The sequence below is a fragment of the Phenylobacterium aquaticum genome (assembly GCF_947378715.1).
GTDB classification, from domain to species: domain Bacteria; phylum Pseudomonadota; class Alphaproteobacteria; order Caulobacterales; family Caulobacteraceae; genus Phenylobacterium; species Phenylobacterium aquaticum_A.
In genome coordinates this window covers 1-4,407 of the sequence record NZ_CANCLE010000230.1, presented here as the reverse complement: position 1 = coordinate 4,407, position 4,407 = coordinate 1, and the positions used below count along the sequence as shown (strand labels likewise).

Annotated in this window: 6 protein-coding genes; 3 read left to right on the top strand and 3 right to left on the bottom strand. The window is 68.1% G+C overall.

Annotated elements, in window-relative coordinates:
- Positions 1 to 112: 112 nt before the first annotated feature.
- Genes Q7P21_RS19495 through trpC form a run of 3 tightly spaced genes read left to right on the top strand, consistent with a single transcriptional unit; the run spans position 113 to position 2,510 of the window.
- Positions 113 to 703: an aminodeoxychorismate/anthranilate synthase component II gene (locus Q7P21_RS19495; RefSeq protein WP_304171016.1), complete on the top strand. Its 591-nt coding sequence runs from the start codon at positions 113 to 115 to the stop codon at positions 701 to 703.
- Positions 703 to 1,722: an anthranilate phosphoribosyltransferase gene (gene trpD / locus Q7P21_RS19490; protein WP_304179958.1), complete on the top strand. Its 1,020-nt coding sequence runs from the start codon at positions 703 to 705 to the stop codon at positions 1,720 to 1,722. Before Q7P21_RS19495 ends, trpD begins: the two co-directional genes overlap by 1 nt.
- Positions 1,719 to 2,510 carry an indole-3-glycerol phosphate synthase TrpC gene (gene trpC / locus Q7P21_RS19485; RefSeq protein WP_304179956.1) on the top strand — a complete coding sequence of 264 codons (792 nt, stop codon included), beginning with the start codon at positions 1,719 to 1,721 and terminating at the stop codon, positions 2,508 to 2,510. Before trpD ends, trpC begins: the two co-directional genes overlap by 4 nt.
- Here the strand turns inward: trpC and Q7P21_RS19480 are convergent.
- The 3 genes from Q7P21_RS19480 to Q7P21_RS19470 all read right to left on the bottom strand — a co-directional run.
- The gene (locus tag Q7P21_RS19480) at positions 2,507 to 3,178 is read right to left on the bottom strand and encodes a hypothetical protein (protein WP_304179949.1); all 672 of its coding nucleotides are present in this window, start codon (positions 3,176 to 3,178) and stop codon (positions 2,507 to 2,509) included. The genes trpC and Q7P21_RS19480 overlap by 4 nt on opposite strands.
- 73 nt (positions 3,179 to 3,251) lie before the next feature.
- Positions 3,252 to 3,920: a hypothetical protein gene (locus Q7P21_RS19475; protein WP_304179935.1), complete on the bottom strand. Its 669-nt coding sequence runs from the start codon at positions 3,918 to 3,920 to the stop codon at positions 3,252 to 3,254.
- Between the two features lie 57 nt (positions 3,921 to 3,977).
- On the bottom strand, positions 3,978 to 4,407 hold a 430-nt coding region (locus tag Q7P21_RS19470; RefSeq protein ID WP_304179933.1), incomplete at its 5' end, for a hypothetical protein.

The following is a 4,407-nucleotide window of genomic DNA, read 5'->3' as shown; positions in this document are numbered from 1 at the left end:
GCGGTTTCGAGGGCGGAATCAGCGGACGGCATGCACCCAGCCTGATCGCTTCCCATATCCGACGCAATGCGGGGTCTTGGCGCGGGGCCAAGCCCGGCCTAGAGACTGAGCCATGATCCTGGTCATCGATAACTACGACAGCTTCACCTACAACCTCGTCCACTATCTGAACGAGTTGGGGGCGGAGACCCTCGTCTATCGTAACGACGCCCTGACCGTTCAGGAGGCCCTGGGCCTCCGGCCCCAGGGCGTGCTGCTGTCGCCCGGCCCCTGCACGCCGAACGAGGCCGGCATCTGCCTGGGCCTGATCGGCGGGGCGCCGCAGGACCTACCGATCCTGGGGGTCTGCCTGGGCCACCAGGCCATCGGCCAGGCCTATGGCGGCGACGTGATCCGCGCCAAGGCCCTGATGCACGGCAAGACCAGCCCGATCCACCACGAGGGCAAAGGGATTTTCGCGGGCATGCCCAACCCCTTCACCGCCACCCGCTATCACAGCCTGTCGGTGGCGAAGGACAGTCTGCCCGCTGAGCTGGAGGTCACCGCCTGGACCGAGGACGGCGAGATCATGGGCTTCCAGCACCGCACCCGCCCGATCCACGGGGTGCAGTTCCACCCGGAATCCATCGCCACCGAGGGCGGCCATCACCTGCTGGCCAATTTCCTGGCCATAGCCGGCGTCCAGCCGCTCGCCGAGGCCTGATGTCGGACGCCTTCAAGCCCCTGCTCGGGCGTCTCGCCGACGGCGCGACCCTGTCGGAAGACGACGCCCAGGAATTCTTCGCCGCCTGCCTGCGCGGCGAACCGACCCCGGCCCAGGTGGCCGCCGCCATCACCGCCATGCGGCTGCGTGGCGAGACGGTGGGCGAGATCACCGCCAGCGCCCGGGCCATGCGCCGCGCCGCCGTGACACTGGACGTGCCCTACCCCACCATCGATGTCTGCGGCACCGGCGGCGACGGCCTGCACACGCTGAACATCTCCACCGCCGTCAGCTTCGTGGCCGCGGCCGGGGGCTTGAAGGTCGCCAAGCACGGCAACCGGGCGCTGTCGTCCAAGTCCGGCGCCGCCGACGTGCTGGCTGAGCTGGGGGTCAACCTCTCCGCCCCCGCCGAGACGCAGCTGAAGGCCCTGGACGAGATCGGCCTGTGCTTCATGTTCGCCCCCGCCCACCACGGGGCCATGCGCCACGTCTCGCCGATCCGCGCCGAGCTGGGCTTCCGCACCATCTTCAACCTGCTGGGCCCCCTGACCAATCCGGCCGGCGCCAGACGCCAGGTGCTGGGCGTGTTCGCCGACCGCTGGGTCGAGCCCCTGGCCCGGGTGCTGGGCGCTCTGGGCGCCGAGCGAGCCTGGGTGGTCCACGGCGGTGGCATGGACGAGATGACCATCACCGGCGAGACCAGCGTCGCCGAATGGCGCGACGGCCAGGTGCGGCTGTTCACCATCACGCCGGAGGCCGTGGGCCTGCCGCGCGGCGCTCTGGCGGATCTCACCGGCGGAACCCCGGCCGAGAATGCGGTCGCCCTGCGCGCCCTGCTGAACGGCCAGGCCGGCGCCTATCGCGACATCGTGCTCATGAACGCCGCCGCCGCCTTCCTGGTCGGCGACAAGGTCGAGACCCTGCGCGAGGGTGTCGAGCTGGCGGCCCAGGTGATCGACAACGGACTGGCGCTCAGTGTTCTGGACCGCCTGGTGGTCATCACGCGGGCTGCGGCATGAGCGACATCCTCGACGAGATCGCCGCCTATAAGCGCGACGAGGTCGCCGCCCGGAAGTCGGCGCGATCCTATACCGAGCTCGAGGGCGCGGCGTTCCGCGCCTCGCCGCCCAGGGGCTTCAAGGCCGCCCTGGAGCGGGCCCATGCGCCCGGCAGGCTCGCCCTGATCGCCGAGATCAAGAAGGCCTCGCCGTCCAAGGGGCTGATCCGCGCGGACTTCGATCCGCCGGCGCTGGCGCGGGCCTATGAGGCCGGCGGCGCGGCCTGCCTGTCGGTGCTGACCGATGCGCCGAGCTTCCAGGGCGCCGACGCCTATCTGGCCGCCGCCCGTGACGCCGTCGCCCTGCCCGCCATTCGCAAGGACTTCCTGGTCGACGGCTGGCAGGTGGCCGAGAGCCGCGCCCTGGGCGCCGACGCGATCCTGGTGATCCTGGCCATGGTCGACGACAGCCTCGCCGCCGAACTGCTGGCCGAGGCGGCGCGGTTCGGCATGGACGCCCTGGTCGAGGTGCACGACGAGGCCGAGATGGCCCGGGCCGGCGCCCTGGGCGCCACGCTCGTCGGCGTCAACAACCGCAATCTGCGCACCTTCGAGACCGACCTCTCCATCACGGAACGCCTGGCGGCCCTCGCCCCCAAAGGCGCCCTGCTGGTCACCGAAAGCGGCATCTTCACCGCCGCCGAAGTCGCACGGCTGGAGGCGTCCGGGGCCAAGGCCATGCTGGTCGGCGAAAGCCTGATGCGGCAGGCGGATGTGGCCGCCGCGACGCGGGCCTTGCTGGGCGACTAGAACAGTGACGTGCAGAAGGCCTTCAGGTCTGCCGCGTCGTCGTCCGCGATCGGCTGGGGATGCTGCCCCAGGGCGGCCTTGCCCATGATATAGGTCATGAGCGACTTCGTGCGGTCGTTCGTGCCCATGGCCTCGCCCCAGGCCTGGTGCAATTCGACCCAATCGCCTGGCCCGAGGACCTCGCGGTGATTGATCAGGGCCAGCCGCCGCCAAACGACGTCCTCCTCGTTGCGCAGTCGGGCGAAGGCCTTGTAGCTGTCAAAGGCGTCGCTGAAGGACAGCTTTTCCTTGTGGGTCATATGGCCGAGCGCCTGGCCGCTGACGGCGATGTCCCAGGTGCCGGTGCTCGCCACCCAGATCGGCGGTCTTGCGAAAGGCTGGCGGAACTCCAGCGGGACGCCCTTGGCCTGGCGCCGAAAGCCCTCTTCAAGCTCGGCCAGACGTCGGTCGATGCAGGGCGCCTCCGCCAGCCGGTAGGCGACGGCCGAGAGGTTGTCGCGCGCCTCGTCATGCAGGGCGGAGCGTTCAGCCTCGACCTCGTGGCGCCAATGGAAGGCCTCGACGGCCTGCTCGCCGGCGAGCGCGATCAGGATGCCGCAGACGATCGTGCCGATCTCGATGAGGAATTCGGACCAGTTGTGGGCCGCCTTCGGCTTGTGAATTTCCATCGGTCCCCAGACTGATCAATCGTCACAACTGTAAGCGGACTCTTCGAGCGGCCACAATGGCGCGGCGCCCGGGTCAGAGCCGCACGATCGGCTCGCATTCGTGCCGCCAGGCGGGGTCGGGCTTGAGATCGAGGCCGAGCGCGCGGCCAACCTCGACCTGCATGCGGGAGATCACCCCGACCTCTGCGCTCATTTCCTGGGCGTCACCCACGGCGACACGGAGGTTGCTGATGTCCTGAGCCGAGAGCTGGTTCGGGTCGCCTTCCAGCAGGTGCAGCTGCCGCCAGGAGCGGGACTCCCGGTCCATGGCGTATTCATCGTCCTGAACATACTGGTAGAACTGGCTGTATTTACTCAGCTCATTCTTAGGAAAATGAACCAGAACCTGACCAGCGCTCAGTGAGTTCCAGATCTCGTGACGGATCGGACCATTCTCCGGCGAAATGAATTGCGGGATCGGGCCGACGTGCTTGTGGGCCCTCACCTCGGTGATGACGCCCTTCAGCTCTGTCAGGTTCCGGGCGACACAGGGCGCAACATCCAGGCGGTGAAGATAGACGCGCTCGTTGAAGCTGATCTCCTCGCGCAGGTGTTCGCGGCCCAGGCGGACTTCCCTTTGCCAGTGCGCCCACTCGACCGTCTGTTCCAGGGCGAGCGCGATCAGCACGCCGCAGACGATGACGCCGATCTCGGAGAGGAACTCGCGCCAGCTGTGCACCGGCTTCGGCTTGTGAATGTCCATCGGTCCCCGCCCCGTCCCCAAAGCCTGGCCCTAGTACCATGGGTGCGGTGAGCGCCGCTATGGCGCGGGCGCGCTTGCGGAGTCGACACCATCAGGTCGCAGTGGCTCAGCGCCCAGCAGGTAGACACGGGTCAGATAGGTCATGCCGACAAGCACAGTCACCAGGATCAGGACGACGCCGGCCACCAAGGTAACCGCCGCCACCGCCGGTCCTTTGAAGTTTTCGTAGGCCGAATTGAGCAGCCAGGATCCCGCAGCGTAGGGTCCAAGGATCAAGGCGACGCCGAGGTAATATTCTCGGCCAACCAGGCGGAACCCCCGCATTGCCGCCATCGTCCCCTTGTCCGCAGCATTCAAGGCGATCGCGGGCAGCACCAATGCAAAGGGGCTCGCCAGAACCAGGGCGAAAAATCCGATCAAGCTCTGGAGGCCATCCAATTGCCAGGGCGCCGCGCCAGGCAGGTGCGCCTTCAGCCAAGGTTCGATC